This is a genomic window from Bifidobacterium sp. LH_743 (assembly GCF_056355775.1).
The window spans coordinates 84,285-100,796 of record NZ_JBKESZ010000007.1 but is presented as its reverse complement, the minus strand read 5'-3'; the positions used below and the strand labels follow the sequence as shown (position 1 = coordinate 100,796).

Annotated in this window: 8 protein-coding genes; 2 read left to right on the top strand and 6 right to left on the bottom strand. The window is 64.3% G+C overall.

The window, feature by feature from the left end; translation table 11 throughout:
- Window positions 1-76 precede the first annotated feature (76 nt).
- Window positions 77-2,983 (bottom strand): heavy metal translocating P-type ATPase, encoded by a 2,907-nt coding sequence (locus AC1ATL_RS08620; protein WP_476569909.1) that lies wholly within the window; start codon window positions 2,981-2,983, stop codon window positions 77-79.
- Window positions 2,984-3,125: 142 nt separating this feature from the next.
- Between AC1ATL_RS08620 and AC1ATL_RS08615 the strand changes: the two genes are divergently transcribed.
- Complete coding sequence (locus tag AC1ATL_RS08615; protein WP_432624157.1) at window positions 3,126-3,416, top strand: metal-sensitive transcriptional regulator; 291 nt, start codon at window positions 3,126-3,128, stop codon at window positions 3,414-3,416.
- Window positions 3,417-3,503: 87 nt separating this feature from the next.
- On the opposite strand, the gene dapB is transcribed toward AC1ATL_RS08615, so the two are convergent.
- The 5 genes from dapB to AC1ATL_RS08590 all read right to left on the bottom strand — a co-directional run bounded on the left by dapB (window position 3,504) and on the right by AC1ATL_RS08590 (window position 14,881).
- Window positions 3,504-4,256: a 4-hydroxy-tetrahydrodipicolinate reductase gene (gene dapB, locus AC1ATL_RS08610; RefSeq protein ID WP_476569908.1), complete on the bottom strand. Its 753-nt coding sequence runs from the start codon at window positions 4,254-4,256 to the stop codon at window positions 3,504-3,506.
- A gap of 134 nt (window positions 4,257-4,390) precedes the next feature.
- Window positions 4,391-5,737, bottom strand: a complete 1,347-nt coding sequence (locus AC1ATL_RS08605; protein ID WP_476569907.1) for an MFS transporter — start codon at window positions 5,735-5,737, stop codon at window positions 4,391-4,393.
- Window positions 5,738-5,778: 41 nt separating this feature from the next.
- Window positions 5,779-6,483, bottom strand: coding sequence for a GNAT family N-acetyltransferase (locus tag AC1ATL_RS08600; protein WP_476569906.1), 705 nt, complete (start codon window positions 6,481-6,483; stop codon window positions 5,779-5,781).
- A 272-nt stretch (window positions 6,484-6,755) separates the two neighbouring features.
- Complete coding sequence (locus AC1ATL_RS08595; protein WP_476569919.1) at window positions 6,756-10,823, bottom strand: ATP-dependent DNA helicase; 4,068 nt, start codon at window positions 10,821-10,823, stop codon at window positions 6,756-6,758.
- A 32-nt stretch (window positions 10,824-10,855) separates the two neighbouring features.
- Window positions 10,856-14,881 carry a PD-(D/E)XK nuclease family protein gene (locus tag AC1ATL_RS08590; RefSeq protein ID WP_476569905.1) on the bottom strand — a complete coding sequence of 1,342 codons (4,026 nt, stop codon included), beginning with the start codon at window positions 14,879-14,881 and terminating at the stop codon, window positions 10,856-10,858.
- 195 nt (window positions 14,882-15,076) lie between these two features.
- Between AC1ATL_RS08590 and AC1ATL_RS08585 the strand changes: the two genes are divergently transcribed.
- Window positions 15,077-16,498, top strand: a complete 1,422-nt coding sequence (locus tag AC1ATL_RS08585) for a serine/threonine-protein kinase (RefSeq protein ID WP_476569904.1) — start codon at window positions 15,077-15,079, stop codon at window positions 16,496-16,498.
- Window positions 16,499-16,512 lie beyond the last annotated feature (14 nt).

The window sequence follows — 16,512 nt, the reverse complement described above, 5'->3', positions numbered from 1 at the left end:
AGATACGGAAAACGCGCGCGGCCAGTCAGTCAATCGGAAATATACCGACTACCGTCCGACCACGCGCGGCGAAGGCTCAGCCGACGTAGGCCTGCGGATTCTGGGCGAATTTGTCGGCGCAACCGGGGTTGCAGAAATAGTAGGTGACGCCGTTGTATTCGCGGGTCGCCGCGGCGGTGGCCGGATTGACGCTCATACCGCAGACCGGATCCTTGACGACGTTCGCCGCGGAATCGCCCTCACCTGCGGACATGCCGCCATGTTCCATGCCATGGCATCCGCCGTGGCCGCAGCAGCCGGCTTCCTTCTTGGCCTTGTGATCGCTGAACAGTCCCATGATGGTTCCTTTCTGTTTACTGGTTCGATTATCGCTCGAATCCGGTTTGCGGACCCGATACGTCTTGCTCTTCGCGGCTGCGGCGTCCGGATCGAACAGCCGCAGCCGGCTCGCGTTCGTCACCACACACAGTGACGAGAACGCCATCGCAGCGCCCGCGATCATAGGATTCAGCAACATGCCGGTGAACGGGTACAGGACACCGGCCGCGACCGCGATGCCGATGCTGTTGTAGCCGAGCGCGAAACCAAGATTCTGCGCGATGTTGCGCATGGTGGCATGCGCCAGGTCGAGTGCGTGCACGAGGCCCATAAGGGAGCCGCCCATCAGCGTCACGTCGGCGGATTGGACCGCCACGTCGGTGCCGGTGCCGATGGCGAATCCCACATCGGCGCGGGCGAGCGCGGGCGCGTCGTTGACGCCGTCGCCAACCATCGCCACCGTGTATCCTCGCGATTGCAGTTTTGCGATTTCATCCGCCTTGCGTTCCGGCCTCACGCCGGCGATCACCCGGCTTTCGTCGATGCCGACCCGGCTTGCGATGGCGCGTGCGGTGGTTTCGTTGTCTCCGGTGAGCATGACGACTGCGATGCCGCGCTTTTCGAGCAGTTCGATGGCTTGGCGCGAATCGGTTTTCGGCTCGTCGGCCACGGCCACGATGCCGGCCAAGTGGCCGTCGATGGCCACCAGCATCGGCGTCTTGCCTTGGGAGGACAGATGGTCCATGTCGGCGATGATCGCGTCGAGGTCCGCGTCATGCGCCGCTTCCGGATCGTCGGACGTAACGGATGGCATGCCGATGTCGAGGTCGTCGATCAGGTCGGTGTTGCCGACCGCGACGGCATGCCGCAGTCCGCGGAAAGTGACGTTCGCGGTGATGCCGCGGCCGGCGATCGCTTGGAAATCGGTGGTTTCGGCGATGCCCGTGGCTCCAGCGTTCCCCGCGGACGATTTGTCGACGGCGGCGACGATCGCGGCGGCAAGCGGATGTTCGGAATCGCGTTCGGCGGCGGCTACGATCGTCAACAAATCGTCCTGTGTGCGCCGCCACGCGCCGAACGGCAGCACGTCGGTGAGTGTGGGTTTTCCGGCGGTGATCGTGCCGGTCTTGTCGAGCACCACGGCATTGATCTTTCCGCATGTCTCCAATGCTTCGGCCGAGCGGACAAGCACCCCCATCCGCGCGGCGCAGCCGGTGGAGACCATCACCGACAGCGGGGTGGCAAGACCCAGCGCGCACGGACAGGCGATCAGCAGCACCGATACCGCGGCCACCAGCGCGTGCGTGACGCGAGGCTCGGGGCCGAACACGTACCACAGGGCGCACGACCAGACGGCCACAAGTACGACGACTGGCACGAACACGCCGGAAATCCGGTCTGCAAGACGTTGCACGGGGGCTTTGGAGCTTTGCGCGGCGCGGACCATGCCGATGATCTGCGACAGCACCGTGTCCTTGCCGACTTTCGTGGCGCGGTATCGCAGCGATCCGCCACCGTTGATGGTGGCGCCGGTGACGTCGCTTCCCACGGTTTTGGCGACCGGCATGGATTCGCCCGTGATCATCGATTCGTCCACGTTGGAATTTCCGGAAACAACGATGCCGTCGACCGGCAGCTTCTCGCCGGGACGAATGACGACGACGTCTCCGACACGCACGTCGTCGATGGCGATGTCGGTTTCCTTGCCGTCACGCACCACGCGGGCTGTGGTCGGCCGGAGTCCGGCCAGCGCGCGCATGGCCTCTCCGGTGCCTTTGCGGGCGCGGGCTTCGAGCAGCTGGCCGACGAGCATAAGTGTGATGACCACGCCGACCGCCTCGAAATATGGTTCCCGCGCGTTGACGGGCAGAATCTGCGGAGCGAAGGCGACCACGCAGGAATAGGCGAACGCCGCGATCGCGCCCAAGCTGACCAGCGCGTTCATTTCCGGCGCGCGATGGATGATCGCCGCGAAGCCACTGCGGAAAATCGGCAGCGCGGCATAGCCGACGATCGGCAGCATCAGCAGGAATTGCACCCAGGCCGGCATCGGATACAGCATGAGCATGGTGGAGCCGAATACCGGAATCGTGCAGATGACGGCCACAACGAGACGCGCGACAAGGGAGCGAATTTCCGTTTCCCCGGAATCGGACATTTGAACGTTTTCCCAGGAAGCCCGGCTGTCTGTTTCCAAGGAATCGGACGATACGGCTCCCCCGTCAGCCGTGATTGCGTCCGAATCGGAGGAATCGGCGGAATCGGATGTCGAGGCATCGTCAGCACCGGCATGACGACCCGGCAGGATGCGCAACGTGCCGTGCAGCATGTTCATGCCGCAGGCGAAGGGATAATCGCCCGCCTTGTCGGGGTGAAGCGTCAGCGTGGTCGTGCGGAAGGCGGGAAGCGCGAGGTCTGTGCCGAAATCGGAGAATACGACATGCGACGAGCATTCGCCGTCCTCCTTGCGGTCGAACACGAGCCGCAGCGGCATGCCGGCCTCCGCCTCAATGACGGACGGACTGTATCCACCCTTCACTTCGACGACGGCCTCCTGCACGCCGTCGCGCACCTGCGCCCGATACGCCTTGCGCGGCGCGAAGAAGAACCACAGCACTCCCGCCGTGACCAACAGCGCCACGACGAATACGATTGCGATAGGCATGTCTCACCGGCCTCCACATTCCATGATTGTTTCCCGGCCTCAACGAATACCACCACAATATACCCCACCAGGGTATATCGGCAAGGAAAGTAGGCTATGTTTGTCCATAAAGCGAAATGTTCAGCGCAGCGAGGAGAACGGCATGAACGCCACAGAACATGGATACGCGGACGACCAAAGGAAGATCGTCGCACGCCTGAATCGCATCGAAGGCCAGATACGAGGCATCCGGCAGATGACGGAGAACGGCGAATACTGCATCGATATTCTGACCCAGATCTCCGCCGCGGACAGCGCGCTGAAATCCGTGGCGCTACTGCTGCTCGACGACCATCTGCATCATTGCGTGGCCAAGGCCTCGGCGGAGGGCGGCAAAGTCGCCGACGAGAAGCTGGCTGAGGTCGGAGCCGCAATCGCACGTCTTGTCAAATGATCTTCCGTGCCGCCGGAAGTGCCACGGTCGTTCCGGCGGTACGAAAGGTACGGCGGACGAAAGCCCGCCTCGGAAATTTACGGAGGTTTACAGGTCGAGGAAGTGGTCGAGGCCGACGGTCAGCCCCGGATAGGAGCCGGTGGAGACCTTGCGCACGGCCAGCAGCACGCCCGGCATGAAGGAGATGCGGTCGAAGCTGTCGGCGCGGATGGTCAGCTGCTCGCCGGAATTGCCGAACAGCACCTCCTCATGTGCGTTGAGTCCGCGCAGGCGCACGGCGTGCACGTGGATGCCGTCCACCACCTGGCCACGTGAGCCGCCATCGGTTTCGGTGGCGTCCGGAACCGGACCAAGCCCCGCGGCCTTGCGCGCTTCGGCGATGCCCTGCGCGGTGTGGAAGGCGGTGCCGGAGGGAGCGTCCACCTTGGTCGGGTGGTGCAGTTCAATGACTTCGGCGGATTCGAAATACGGCGCCGCGACCTTCGCGAAATGGTCGGCGAGCACCGCGGAGATGGCGAAATTCGGGGCGATGAAGACGCTCTGGCCTTCACGCGGGGCTTCGGCGAGCACGGCACGCACCTGGTCGAGCTTCTCATCGGTCCAGCCGGTGGTGCCCACCACCACATCGACGCCCTGCTTGACAAGGGTGAGCACGTTGCCCAGCGATACGCTCGGCACAGTGAATTCCACGACGACGTCGGTGTTTTCGGGGGTGATTTGCGTGAGGTCGTCACCCGCGTCGAGTGCGAGGGCGAGTTCGGTGTCGGACGCGCCGTTGACGGCGTCGACCACGTGCGAGCCCATGCGGCCCTTGGCGCCGACTACGGAAACCTTGATCATTGCAGCTCCTTAATGCTTCGGGCTGTTCGCCCGTGTCATAACGTGTTCCATCTATGAATCTAAAGAGACGCTTCGACGCACTGCGCCAAGCCGGCCCGCCGAGTCGGACGGGCCAGGCAAGGCATGCGGATCGTCTAGCCGCGGCGGCGCACCAGCGCCCAGCCGAGCAATGCGAATGGAATCGAGCACAGCACGAAGATCCATGGCATCATGAGGCTGACGCTCGGTGTGGCGTGGTCGAGCACAATGCCGGTGATCATGGAGCCGAAGGACGAGCCCACAGTGCCGGCGGTGGACACCCATGACAGGCCTTCGGTGAGCGATTCCTCGGGTACCGTCTCTTTCATCACCAGATTGCCGGAGGCGAACACCGGCGAAATGGTCAGACCGGTCAGGATCTCCACCAGGCCCATGATGATCAGGTTGCCCATGCAGGCGTGGATGACCACGAATCCGATGGTCATGGCGGATAGGAACATCACCATGTGCAGCCAGCGCGAGCCTTTGAGTTCGCGTGAACCGAATGCGAGCGCGCCGATGCATGAGCCGACCGCCAGCATGGCGAGCTGCACACCGAGCACGGAGTCGAGGTGCAGCGATTTCATCACGGCGGTCATGGAGGTGTCGAACGCGGTGAAGCTCATGTTGAAGACGATGAAGACGAGCAGCAGCGGGATCACGCCGGTATAGGTGAGCACGTTGCGTTTGCCTGTTTCGCCGCTCCCCTTCAGCTGTTTGAGGCTCAGTCTGGTGGCATTCGCGTCGGCGCGGCCCGGCACGTTGGCGGCGCGCACGTCCTTGTCTTCGGCGCTGGCGGCGTCAACTTCGATGGCCCGAACCACGGGTGGTTGCGTATCTCGCAGGGCGAAGAAGATCGTGCCGCCGATGGCGCTGGCTGCCGTCGGTACGAACAGCTGCGAGACGGGATGCACGGATGCGGCGAGGAACGCGGCGAGGATCGGCCCGAAGATGAACACGATCTCGTCGATGGCGGATTCGAGCGCATAGGCGGTGCCGAGCATGTCGTTGTTACCGGTGCGGTCGAGCACATACGCCCAGCGGGTACGCACCAACGCCCCGAAGGCGAACTGGGTCAGGCCCATGATGATGGCGAGCAGGAACAGCAGTGGGATGGGCACGCGCACCAGCGCGGCGAATGCGAAGCCGAGCATGGCGACGATCTGCACGGCGAGCACGGCCTTGCCGACCTTGCGTTGGCCGAAACGGTCGAACAGTCGCGCGTACATCGGGGTGACGGCCGCGGTGGCGAGCACGTAGGCGGCGCTCATGGTGCCGGCGATCGTCCAATTGTCGTACAGGTGGTTCAGAGCGAGGATGATGCCCAGGCCCATCATCGACATCGGCAGGCGCGCCAATGCTCCAGACGCGCAGAATGCCTTTGCTCCGGGGATGGAGAACAGCACCGCGTACGGCGAACGCTGTTTGCCGGAGGGCGCGTTCTTGCCGTTGGAACCCGTCATGCTGGAAATCGTTGTGTTGGAAGGTCCGTTATCGGCGGCCATTAGGCGTCCACCCGCCCCCGGTAGATGAACATGTCGTCGAACAACGGCTCCTTGCCGTCCTCGATCGGCGTGCCGGCCGGGCGTTCCGCGATGCGTTCCAGGCCTTTGTGGTCGTAGAAGCTCACGTCGCAGTCGGAATCGGTATGCAGGTAGAACGCGTCCACGTCCCATGCGGCCAGGTATTGCTGCATGCGCTTCCACAGGCCGCCGCCCACGCCGTGCCCGCGCACGTCCGGGTTGACGACGAACAGCTCCAGCTCGCCCAGCGTGGTCTCGTTGGCCTTGCTTCCGCGTTCAAGATCAAGTTCCAGCGCGAACGAGTTCTTCACCATGTCGAGACGCTTGGATGCCTCGGGATTCGTGCGGATCAGGCGTTCGGTGGCGTCCATCTCGTCGGCGACGTCGATTTCGTCGAGCTGCGGGCGTTCGCCTGCCACGCGGATGAAGGTGACGCCGGCGAGCGTGCCATCCTGCGTGAATGCGGCGTTGGCGAACGTGGTCGGCTGCAGATAGTGCAGCACGAAGTATCTGGATATCAGCAGCGAGAACCTCGTGCCTCCAAGTGCCCCGTCCTGGGGCCAGGTGCGGTCGAACAGGTCGACCACGGCGTCCACATCCTTCCATGTGATGGGACGGTAGATGATGGTGTTCGGGTTGACGTCGGTGGTTTGGCCGGCGTGATTGGTTGCGCTGGTCGCAGCCATGATGCACTTGCTCCTTCATTGTGTTGCGTCCGGCACGTGCGCCCGCCCACACGTGCTGCGCGAGGGTAGCGGCATTCCCGCAACGCGGCCCGCGGCGCGTTTTCCCCGGGGCCAGTCTGCCGCGCATGTCGGCGCGGCGGCATCGTTGCAAGTGTATGCGGAATTCCGTAGCTCTACTCGGCAAGGATTCTGTTGTACGGCCTGCGAACGTTGTGAGAACCGGTTCGAACAGGCTTCCCCGATACTATCGGGACGTGCAGATAGCGCCGTCGTCAATCGTCGTCGGATTGTTCCGGAATGCCGTTGCGCAATTCGCCGATGATCTCGTCCCGTGTCTTGTCCGAGGCATCGAGCTGCCGGTCGGCCTCATTCGGCTCGCTCAGGTAGTAGAGACACGCGTCGATGGCGTCCAACGGCACGTGTTCCATCGCGGCGAGCAGCAGCCGGTACAGATCGAGCTGCGCGAGCTTCTCCTTGACGTCCTCCGGCTTGCGTGGTTTCGCGCCGGTCTTCCAATCGACCACGGTGTAACGTTTCGTGGCATCGGTTTTATCGAGACCGCCGAAGAACACGGCGTCGAGTTTGCCGTTGACGATGGTGCCGAGTTCCGGCATGCTGACGACGAGCTGACGTTCCGCCCACGCGGGCCGCCGTTCCGCCCATTTCGATTCGACGAGCCGGCGCTGCCAGTCGGCGAGCCGTGCGTCGTCCCGATCACGCGTCTTATCCTGCGATTGGTCTTGCGATTGGCCCGGAATCGACAGCGGCATGCCGATTCCGGCTATCAGGTCCGCACGCGACCGCACGGTTCCCTCTTCGATGCCGTCTGCCGCCGCGTCGGCCATGATGAAGCGTTCCGCCCACGCGTGGAATCGCGTGCCGAGTTGCGCCGCAGGAGAGGCGACGTGCGGGATCGGACGCACCAGGCCACGCCAGTATGCGCGCGCGTCGCGTTCGCTCATGGTGCCGGCGCGCGCTTGCAGTGAGGTGACGTTCTGGCGTCCTACCGCGAGGATCCGCTCGCCTTTGGCACGGACGGCCAAGTCGAAGACATCCTGCGCAGCGGCTTCGTCGTCTCGGGCGTCAGCCGTCACGATTTCCGGCATGAGGTTTTCGTCGGCGACAAGTCGTTTGGCGCAGTCCAGCAGGGAATTTCCCGATTGCGATTGGACGGTTTTGGACGGTTCTACGGAGGCGTGCTCAACTTCGCGAACCTGTTCCGCGGCGGAGCGCAATCCGCCGGCGATGTCCGCCGTCAGGCCGCATGGCCATGGCAGGGTGCGGTCGTCGGACACCGGTTCGAGCGGCGCGTTCCATGCGTCGCCGACCACGGCGTCCTCGAAATCGCGGGCATGCTCGCCCACGAAATATCCTTCGGGCAATTCGCAGCCGAGCGTATGCAGGGAGACGTCCGAATCGCAGCCGTCGACGCATCCAAGCCCGTCGGACGGTATCGGCGAATCGGCCAGATTCTCCGGTTCACGCGCAGCCGAAACGATGCCGTTCATCGAATCGCGCACTTCCTGCCAGAAGTTCGACGGCTCGCTCTTCCTCTTCCCCTCCACCAGACGGGAATCGCGGCTCGTCTCGTTGCAGCCGCTGTAGGTGAGCAGCGCCTCGTAACGCGCGCGGGTCAACGCCACATAGGCCAGACGGCGTTCGTCGGCGTGCAATCGGCGCCCGTACTCCTCCCGCTGCGTCAGATACAGTTGCGACGGGTCCACCCCTTCCATGTCGTCGATGGGCATGGTCCGCAGAGTGCCGAACACCTCGTCGTCGATGAGTTCCGCATCGTCCAATCCGGCGAGCGCCTCCAGCGGGTCGCCGCCGACGGTCGCGTCGTGCGGGAAGCGTGGCAGGATGTCCGCGTCGGCACGCACCGGTACCGGGACCGCGGATGGGTCCTCCAGCCATGTGTGGGCTTTCTCATGGTATTCCGGCGGTTCCCACACGCCGTCCTTCATGCCGCCTGGATGGTCCTCGTCCATCGTCACGTTCAGACGGTCGCCTTGTTCGGAAGGGAAGACGCCGTCGCGCATGCCGACCACGGCCACGGCGTCCCATTCCAGTCCTTTTGATTGGTGCACGGTCATAAGCATCACGTCGACTGGGGTGTCGGGGGCGGTGGCGTTGTCGTCGGACGCGTCGCGCAGCGAATCCACCCATGACATGAACGCGCGGAGGCTTGGCGCGCCTTGGGCGGCGATTTCCTGCAGATACGTGTCCACCAGGGACAGCATCGCGTCGAGCGGGGATGTTGCGAGTGACGCATCCCGTCCGTTGACGGCGTCGTTTTCGTCGGCTTCGCCGTGCGGATGCCGCATCCGCTCCGCAAGCAGCAGGTCGATGTCTAGGTCGAGCGCGGTGATGGCCGCGCGCACCACTTCGGGCAGCGGATGGCCGACGGCGCGTTGCACCTGTCGGATGACGTCGGCGGCGCGGAGCACGCTGGCCGCGCCCGTTTCGCTCAGCGTGCCGTCGATCAGTTTCGGCAGGTCGCCGCGCAGCAGCACGTCGATCAGGAACACGGCGTTGGGAACTTGGTCTCGGTAGGCGCGCACGGTGGCGCGAATGTCCGCGTCGGACGGTTCCGCCTTCTCCTCCACGATGCCGGCCGCGACGAGTGCGCGGTAGCGCTGCGTGGTGTTGAGTCGTTCCGCGATGCCGGCGAGCGCCTGCAGGTCGTCAGCTCCGAGAGCGAACCGTGGCGTGGCAAGCAGCCGCATGAGCGCGCCGCTGTCGGTGTGGTCGCACACCACGTGCAGCAGTGCGATGATGTCTTTGATTTCCGGCCGTTCCAGCAGTGCCGCCTGTCCGACGACGAGTGTGGTGAGTCCGGCCTGTTCGAGCGCGTCCTCGTAGGCGGGCATCTGCGCTTTGGATCTGAACAGGATCACCACGTGCGGGCGATTGTCCTTCCTGCCACCGGCTGTGTCGTCCGCGCTTGGGGTGTGCAGGGCGATCGCGTGTTTGGCGAAGCGCACTATGGCGTCGATTTCCTGGCCGAGTGTGGCGTATCCGAGCGCGCCGAGCGTTCCTTCGGGGGCGGTGTCGGTGTTGGCGAGCGCGGGGACGTCCACTTCGCGCATGAGCGAGCTGCCGGCGCGTTTCGCGGGCAGTCGCAGTGGTTTGGTCAGGTTGTTGGCCGCTTCGAGCACCATGCGCGAGTTGCGTCGGGTGACGGTGAGCGCGTATGGTCTGTCGGCTGCGTCGTGGCCGAGGTCGTGTTGCAGCATGCGGAACGCGCCCGGACTGGCGCCTCGCCATGCGTAGATCGATTGGAATGGGTCGCCGACGGCGTTGATGGCGCTGCGGCGCGCGTCGTCCACGTGGAACAGGGCGGTCAGCAGGGCGGCCTGTGTGGTGGAGGTGTCCTGGTATTCGTCGAGCAGCACGTGCGTGTAGCGTTTGCGGTAGGTGGCGCCGATGGAGGGGAATCGGGTGACGAGTTGGAATGCAGCGATGGTGAAATCGCTGAATTCCGCCATGTTGAGCGCGTGTTTTTCGGCGTTGTAGTCGGCCACGAGGTCGAGCAGGAGGTCGCGTTCGCGTGCCACGTCGGCCAATCGGGAGGCGTTGTGGACGCATAGTTGGTGGCATTGGGCGCGATACGCGCGTTTGCGTTCCTCGAAATCGGCGTCGGATTCCTTCTTCCGCTGTTTCGGCGCTTTGCCGGGTTTCGGTGCGTCGGTGGGCACGTCCTCGTCTTCCAGCGCTTTGGCGACCTGCGCCACGAACGCCTCGTCCCATTCGCGCACGCGTGCCACGGCCTCGTCGAAGCTGGAGCAGTCGCCGCCGATCATGGCGCCGGAGATGGCGTTGGACAGGGCGTACACGTTCCTTGCGATGGTGCTGAACGAGCCCAATCCGTCGCCGTCGTCGTTGAAGGACGCGATCTGGTCCATGTGCTTGTCGAGCACGGTGTGGATGAGCTGCATCGCGCCCGCCTCGCTCAATGGCTGGGTGTTCTGGTCGAAGCCGACGAGCAGTCCGTATTGGCGCACGATGGATTGGAAGAACGCGTCGTATGTGGAGACTTCCGGCTTGAGGAAGGCCGCGCGCGCGACGCTATGGCCGTCGCGCCCGCCTTGTTCCGTCTGGTTGCGTGCCACGGCCGCGGAGACTCGCGACAGCAGTTCCGAGGCGGCTTTGCGAGTGAAGGTCAGTCCCAGGATTTTTTCCGGGCTGACGCCTTGTCCGATGAGGGTGATGATGCGCCGGGTCATGGTGTAGGTTTTGCCGGAGCCGGCGCCCGCCACGACGACGACGTCCTCGTAGGATGGGGCTTGGATGACGGCGGCCTGTTCCGGACTGTCGGTGATCTTCGGTTTGGCCGCCATCGCGGCGCTTTTGTTCGTCCGCATGTTCCCGCTCATGCCACGGTCCTTTCGAATATGGTGTTCTGTTCTCCCTGGCAGGCCGGGCAGACGTCCTTGCACCGGCAGTATCCGACGTGTTCCGGGGTGGGTCGCGCGGTGATGCGGGTCGCGCGGCTGGCCGCGGCCGCGTAGAAGACGCGGGCGATCATGGACAGCGACCACACCGCCATGGTCGGACGCAAGTCGAGCAGCTGCTTCCAATGCTCCTCGCTCACCTGTTCCGGCCGTTCGGCTTCGTCAAGAGCCGATATGAAGACCTTGTCGAGTGTTTTCGCGTATTTGCGGGGCACGTAGTCGCCGGCGTTGATGCTTCCGTCGGAGAACAGCGCCTGCTGGTGATATGTCTCGTCGTAGTCGCCGTATGGCGCCGGCGATGTGTGGCCCATGACGTGGAACAGCGCGCTTTGCGTGATGTCGGGCATGGCCGCGACCGCCTGTGCGCCGCGATCGCCGCCGTTTTCCGGGAAGGCGAGGCCCAGCTGGTAGCAGACGAGCTGCAGGTCGCTGAAGATGTTGCGCCCGTTCGGCGTCTGCCCGGTTTTGTAGTCGATCAGACGCACCTGCTCCTTGCCGTCGGCGGTACGGCGGTGTTCGAGTCGGTCGATGCGTCCGGACAGGCGCACGGTGAGCCGTTCGCTCATGCCGGTTTCCGGCCATCCGCCGACGAGCGTTCCCATGATGGCGATGAGTTCGCCGCGGCTGATCGGGCTGATGCCGTCGATGGCGTTGTATGCGGCGAGGATGTCGTCGAATCCGAACCGTGCGGCGAACTGCTTTTCCGCTTCGGCGCGTTCCAGCGTGCCGACGGTGATGGTCTCGTTGTTTTTGACCGGGTATTCCATGTGGTTCGATCTGACGAAGTATGTGGCGATGTTGCGTAGCGCGTCGGCTGCCTTCGCGTCCTTGCCGAGCGCCTTGTACCGTTCCTCGGGGTCGGCGATAGCGTCGGGGTCGGCGCGCATGCCCTCGTATTGCCGGAGCATCCATTGGGTGATGCTTTCGATGTTGTCCTCGTCGCTCGTTCCGGTGTGGTTCGATGGCAGGTCGAGTCCGGCTTCGGTGGCTTTCTGGGCGACCGCATGGATGATCGAGCCGAATCCGGTGGCCGCGCTGCCCATGCGGGGGCCTGCGAAGCGGTTCTCCAGCATCCAGCACACCGGGCAGGCCCACAGGCTGTCCACTGCGGACGGCGAGAGGGTGACCACATCGGACTGCCGGTTTTCCGTGGAGGTTTCTTCCGGCCGCTCCGATCGCACGGTCGTGCCGGAAACGAACTGCCAGCGGTCGGGGTCGGCCGCGGCCACACCGTGTGAAGCCAGCAATGCCAAGGCTTCAGCCGCGTCACGAGCCTGGTCCGAACCGGCCGGTGCGGATGCCAGTGCGCCGCGTGCGGCGGCGACCAGGCCACGCGGGTCCGTCTCGAGTCCCGCGTAATCGCCGGTTCCGCCGACCATCGCGTACACGCGCTTCTCCGGATCAGCATCACGGTCGCGGTCGAACCATTCCGGCAGATAGCCGTACAGGAAGTCGGACGGCACATGGTCGTCGTTCAGGACGGCACTCACCTGCACACGCTCGTCGGCGCGGGTCAGCGCCACGAGGAAGCTCTTCTGTTCCGAGGCGAGCACCGACGCGAACTGCGCGTCCTCACGGCCGGACGATGTGACGATGTCTTCGGAAAGTCCGCCGTGCAGCATGACGTCGGCAAGCTCCTCACCGCCGAACAGGGTGTTGCGTGGGGTGAGGTTTGGCCATTGGCCCTGCTGCACGGCCGGCATGAACACCAGTTTCCAATGCCGTCCGGCCGCGCCCGCCGGCGTGGTCAATGTCACGGCCTGGTCGATCGGCGCGGTGTGGGCGAGGGAATCGGCTTCGATGGTGAGCGAACGGACCTGTTCGATGAATGCGCCGATGGTGTGCGCGGCCATCATGCCGTCGGACTCGCCGCCGGACGCGTAGCTGAACAGGCGCATCGCCGCGTCGAGCCGGTCATTGGCGGCGCGGCCTTCAGCGTTGTTGCGCAGCGCCATCCTCTGCCACGTCGTGGCTTTGCCGAACGCCCGCCAGACGCAATCGAACATGTACTGCGGTTCGCGGGACGTCAGACGCGCCTGCGACGTCATGGTGTCGTCCAACACCTTCCACAGATGCGCGAAGGCGACGGACTGCGGGTCCTTCTTTCCCAATACCGAGGCGATCGCGTCGAGCACGAGGGCCGTGTTCCCTTCCAGCAGCAGGATGTAGAGCGCGTCCACGCCGAAGGGAGGTTCGGCCGTGTCGTCGTCCTTCCCATCACCCGCGCCATCGCCCGCGATCAGACTGTCGTCGGTCATGACCGACGACATGGTCGGTTCGGCGTTCCGAGCCGATTCGCGCGCCGTGCGGAAACCGGCGACGTAATCGCTCCAATCGGAGACCAGCCGTGGAAGCAGCGCCTTGTCGGACGTCACGGATGATACGGACGATACGGCATCGGTCTCCGAACCGTCGTCTGAAGCGTCGGAGCCGCCATCCAGCACGGCGGCCAACGATCCGAGAGCGTTCATGGCCGACTCCACGACGGACAGACGTGCCGGACGTTCTCCGGCGGTGGCGATCAACGGCGAATCCATGATCAGCCGCACGCGGGAGCGGATGTACGCGCCGGCCTCACGCATGCCCATGGACGAAGCGGCGACGCCCCGCCGTTTCAATTCGGCCAGTTCGATCATGGCGAACAGTCCCTGTACGAACGGCTCGTCCTTGAGCGGCCGCGTCACACTCGAATAGCGCACCGGCACGCCGTCGGAACGCAGTCGTTCGCCGAATGCGCGCACGGTGGCGTTGTCGTGGGCGATGACGGCCATGTCGTTCCAGTCGCGGCCATGTTCGAGATGTTCGGTTTTGATCCGCCACGTCACGTCGTTGAGTTCTTCGACCGTGGAACGGTACATCGCGGCGTTCAGGCTTCCGTCGCGTTCCTTGGGTGGTTCGATCGGAGGCATTTTGCCGGGACGTTTCGGCAGCGCGTCGTCCGTTTCCTCCGCGCTGGCGATGGTGAGGCTCACACGGCTCGCCACCGCGCCGAGATCGGTGCCGTCGACGGCATGGTCCGGTTCGAGGCGCACCAGACGCGCCCCCAATCGGGTTCGGGCCGCGTTGAACAGGTATTCCGGGTATGATCCGCGGAACGTTTGCACCGCCTCGTCGGGATTGCCGACGAGCAGCAGGCGCACGCCACGGCCATGCAGCGCCGACAGGAAATCGAAGCCCGCGAGCGTGGCGTCCTGGAAATCATCGACGATGACGAGCTTTGGCAGGTCTTCCTCCTCCGCCTCGCTCACGGCCGTGGCCGCGTCGATCATGAGTCGTGAAGCGTCGAGACGGAACTGGTCCGGATAGGCGTCCCTGACGGCCTGGTCGTATTCGCCGCGCAGCGCGAAGGCGAGCCGCCATTGCACGCGCAGCCGTTCCCGATGCGCGTCGGCTGCTTCTCCCCTGCTGGCGGCACGGGCTATCAGCTCGTCCTCGAGTTCCGGTTCCGCGCCGATCTCGTTCATGCGGGCAAGCATGTCTCTGAACTGGTTCGCGAAGGCGTCGGTGGAATCGTCGGCGATCATGCCGGACCAGTCGGCCACCGCGAAGTAGGTGCGCAGCAGCGCGCAGGTGTCGCATTCGTCGCCGCGCTCCACGTGCCCGGTATGCGCAGCGAGCACACGGCGGATGATCACATCCTGCTCGGCGCCGTTGAGCAGTTTCGGCAACGGCTGTCCCGCACGCGAGCGCACGGCGGTTATCATGCGGAACGCGACGGCCGGCAATGTAGTGACCGGACGGGCCTGCGACACCGCGGACAGCTCACGGATCACGGCGTCGCCCAGCACGTCGGCCACCTGCCTGCCGGACACCGTCATCACGGCCCGTTCTCCGCCGTATCTGCGCATCGCGGCGATCAGCGTGTCGAGCGCGTATCGGGTCTTGCCGCTACGGGGTGCCCCCACAACCAGTGTCACATCGTCGAGATCATCCAAATCCATCATGACTCCCATCCTAACCTGTCGCCGTCTTGCCGGAATCCTCCGACATCGCGGCCGGAATCGTGCCGCACGTCGTCATCTTCTTTGCGGGGACTGTGGGTATGCGTCTCCATATATCATGGGTGGAAGAGTATCGCAGGGCCGATTCGTTTTGCCACGTGCCGTCAAAGACGAATGGAATCCACAGAAGGAAGAAGCATGGAAGCCTCGAGGAGCGTTCCCCCTCAAATTCCCGGTTACACGCTCGTCAGGCGTTTGGGATCCGGCTCCGAAGCCGACGTGTACCTGTACCAGCAGCTTTCGCCGTCCCGCCAGGTGGCCATCAAAATCAGCAAGGGCCGGCTCGATTCGCAGTCCGTCACACGTTTTCGCTCGGAAGCGGATCTCATGGGGCAGATCTCCTCGCATCCCAACATTCTCACCGTCTATGCGAACGGCGTGACCGCCACGGGCAGTGGCTACACCGTGTTCGAATACGCGCCGGGCGGCAATTACAAATCGTTCCTCGAACACGACAGGCTCACCGTGGACCAGATGCTCGACTTGGGCATCAGGCTGGCCAGCGCGCTGTTCACCGCGCACCGCCGAGGCATCATCCATCGTGACATCAAGCCCAGCAACATTCTCATCAGCGCGCAGGGCATGCCGTTGCTCTCCGATTTCGGCATCGCCGTATCCGTCTATGGACGTCCCGGCATCGGCTTCACCATCGCTTGGGCCGCGCCGGAAGTGCTCGCCCAGGGTGGCGGAGGCAAGGAGGCATCCGACATCTATTCGCTGGGCGCCACGCTGTTCGCCACGCTGACGGGCCGGTCTCCCTACGAGTATTTCTATGCCGATCTGCTTGGGGATTCCAAAGGCAAGGAGCGCGCGGAACGGCTCAAAACCATCATTCTCAACGATCCGCTGCCGAAGTTCAACCGGCCGGACATTCCGCCGCAGGTGGAGAGGGCGCTCCGCAAGGCCTTGGACAAGACGCCGGAGAATCGTTTCTACTCCGCGCTGGAATTCGCGCGGACCTTGCAGAACGTGCAATACGAGCTGTACGGCCACATGACGCAGACCATCATCGAAGGAGTGCCGAATTATCCGCGGCACCCGCATCGCCGGCGTGATTCCGGCAATGCCATACCGCAGCCGACGCGACGCCCGTCATGGGTGAGGCCCGTCGCGATCGGCCTGTCCGTGGCGGCGGCCCTCGTCGCGCTGATTCTGTCGTTCGCCTTCGTGGTCGCGCCGAACATGGACACGGCCTCCGACGGCAGCACCACGCAGGTGCGGAACCGAGGCGTCGGCGACCCTGCCGGGGATGATCCCGATTCCGCCATCACCGAGGGCGGCGTGCCCAGCGTGCGGGATCTTACGGGAACCTACATTCCCGACGGAGGCAAGGTGAGCTTCACGTGGGTCAACCCCTCACCGGAACAAGGCGATTCGTACGTATGGTCGCCGGTCGGCGATTCGGACAGCGACCCGAATTCGCAAGGCACCGTCACAAAATCGACGCATATCGAGATCGACCCTTCCGATGGGGCGCAGACTTGCATTCAGGTCAGTCTGGTGCGGGCGAACCGGCAGATGTCCGAAAAACCTGAGATATCCTGCGTAGCCAATCAGTGAATCGCATGGCGGCC

What these genes read in the sequence shown, in the direction of transcription:
- AC1ATL_RS08620 (WP_476569909.1), bottom strand. Translation starts at nt 2,983, where the DNA reads ATGCCTATCGCAATCGTATTCGTCGTGGCGCTGTTGGTCACGGCGGGA.
- AC1ATL_RS08615 (WP_432624157.1), top strand. Translation starts at nt 3,126, where the DNA reads ATGAACGCCACAGAACATGGATACGCGGACGACCAAAGGAAGATCGTC.
- dapB (WP_476569908.1), bottom strand. Translation starts at nt 4,256, where the DNA reads ATGATCAAGGTTTCCGTAGTCGGCGCCAAGGGCCGCATGGGCTCGCAC.
- AC1ATL_RS08605 (WP_476569907.1), bottom strand. Translation starts at nt 5,737, where the DNA reads ATGACGGGTTCCAACGGCAAGAACGCGCCCTCCGGCAAACAGCGTTCG.
- AC1ATL_RS08600 (WP_476569906.1), bottom strand. Translation starts at nt 6,483, where the DNA reads ATGGCTGCGACCAGCGCAACCAATCACGCCGGCCAAACCACCGACGTC.
- AC1ATL_RS08595 (WP_476569919.1), bottom strand. Translation starts at nt 10,823, where the DNA reads ATGGCGGCCAAACCGAAGATCACCGACAGTCCGGAACAGGCCGCCGTC.
- AC1ATL_RS08590 (WP_476569905.1), bottom strand. Translation starts at nt 14,881, where the DNA reads ATGATGGATTTGGATGATCTCGACGATGTGACACTGGTTGTGGGGGCA.
- AC1ATL_RS08585 (WP_476569904.1), top strand. Translation starts at nt 15,077, where the DNA reads ATGGAAGCCTCGAGGAGCGTTCCCCCTCAAATTCCCGGTTACACGCTC.